This window comes from Streptomyces sp. NPDC002784, assembly GCF_053592135.1.
This window is the reverse complement of record NZ_JBSFVD010000161.1, coordinates 1-1,648: the sequence shown is the minus strand read 5'-3', so window position 1 is coordinate 1,648 and position 1,648 is coordinate 1. Positions and strand designations below refer to the sequence as shown.

Below are 1,648 nucleotides of genomic sequence, written 5' to 3'. Positions count from 1 at the left end.
CTTACGCTGATGAAGAGCGATAGTATCGTCGAGCCCCTTAAAGAATAATCCTATTTTAGTTTGTTCTATTTCACTAGGAACATAAACCTTTTGATCTTCGAGATCTGATTTACTTAGATTACCAATTGCCCCATTCCCACCAGAAACAAAAATGTTTATAAATTTACTATACCATGAAGAACTCATAATAGCATTTACAAATTCCGGTTTTTCAGCCCTTGCGACAAGCATAAATCCACCATGAACAGTATCATTTTCAATCCCTTCAATCAAAGCATGCTTACCAACTAAACGGCTAGATCCATTTGCAGAAGTGATAAGAATATCCCCATTTTTCACTTTGTCAATTTTAACTGCCTCTTTATTTACAAAGACATCGTCCGATTTAATTAAAAAAGTATCTTCTGCAATATTGGAAGAACGAAGAACCCTAATACCATATTTTTGGACATCGGATGGCTTATATGTTAAGCCCCGTCTTACTTCAGCTAAATTTGAGAACTTACGCTCTTCCCAATCATCCGTAAAACCTTCAAACCTTAATTGTGGACTCTTTTTACTCATCATGCCCACCTCTCAAAAGAAGACGCATCGAATCAATTAAGGCTTGATTCTCTTCACTTTCTGAAAAATCGTCAATCAACGATAAGAGCACTTGCTCTTGTTGAACTAATTCTTCATTGACCTTAAGGAGATTGGTATTTACTGCAACCAAATCAACCGGTTCCTCTTCCTCAAAGGTATCGACATAACGAGGGATATTTAAGTTAAAGTCATTTTCTTGGATCTCATCAAAACTTGCAACATGAGCATATCTTTCAATATCTTCTCGTTTTTTGTAGATAGAAACAATTTTATCAATATGTTCATCCAACAGGACATTTTTATTTTTTTGTTTTTCAAAATCTTGAGAAGCATCGATAAATAAGACATCACGATGAGAGCGGTTTTTCTTCAAAATAATAACCGTTGTCGGAATACTCGTTCCAAAAAAAATATTGGCCGGCAAGCCAATGACCGCATCAATGGCTCCCATTTCTAAAAGGGCTTGACGAATGGTTCCTTCTGCGGCTCCTCTAAAGAGCACGCCATGCGGAAGGACAATTCCCATTGTTCCCGATTCTTTCAAATGGTAAAAACCGTGAAGGAGAAAGGCAAAGTCAGCTTTAGATTTAGGCGCTAATTTTCCAAAACGCTCAAAACGAGGGTCAGAGAGAAACTGATCTGCCGCTGACCATTTTGCAGAATAAGGTGGATTCATGACTACGGAATCAAACTGATAAGGCTCTTCTGAGGGCCAATCGGCATCTAAAGTATCTCCGTTATTCAGGTTCATGCGTTCTTTATCCACCCCATGAAGAATTAAGTTCATACGTGCCAAGTTAAAGGTCGTTGTATTTAACTCTTGTCCATGATAGTGCACTTGATTTGGATTGATGAGATAGCGACGAATATTAAGCATCAAAGAACCTGAACCCATCGCAGGGTCATAGATATGAAAAGGTGCTCGAGATTCTTGGCCGATTGAAGTGATCTCTGACATGATGCGTGAAACAGCTTGTGGGGTATAAAACTCGCCTGCTTTTTTACCCGCACCTTCCGCAAACATCCCAATTAAATACTCATAAGCGTCCCCAATCACATCGCC

The 1,648-nt window shown here is 38.8% G+C and carries 2 protein-coding genes; both read right to left on the bottom strand.

Going from position 1 to position 1,648, the window contains the following annotated elements; genetic code table 11:
- Window positions 1-567: restriction endonuclease subunit S (locus tag ACWD1Z_RS37460; protein ID WP_451125384.1), on the bottom strand; the 567-nt coding region annotated here is incomplete at its 3' end.
- A partial coding sequence (locus tag ACWD1Z_RS37455; RefSeq protein ID WP_451125383.1) for a type I restriction-modification system subunit M occupies window positions 557-1,648 on the bottom strand: 1,092 nt, incomplete at its 5' end. The genes ACWD1Z_RS37460 and ACWD1Z_RS37455, both read right to left, overlap by 11 nt.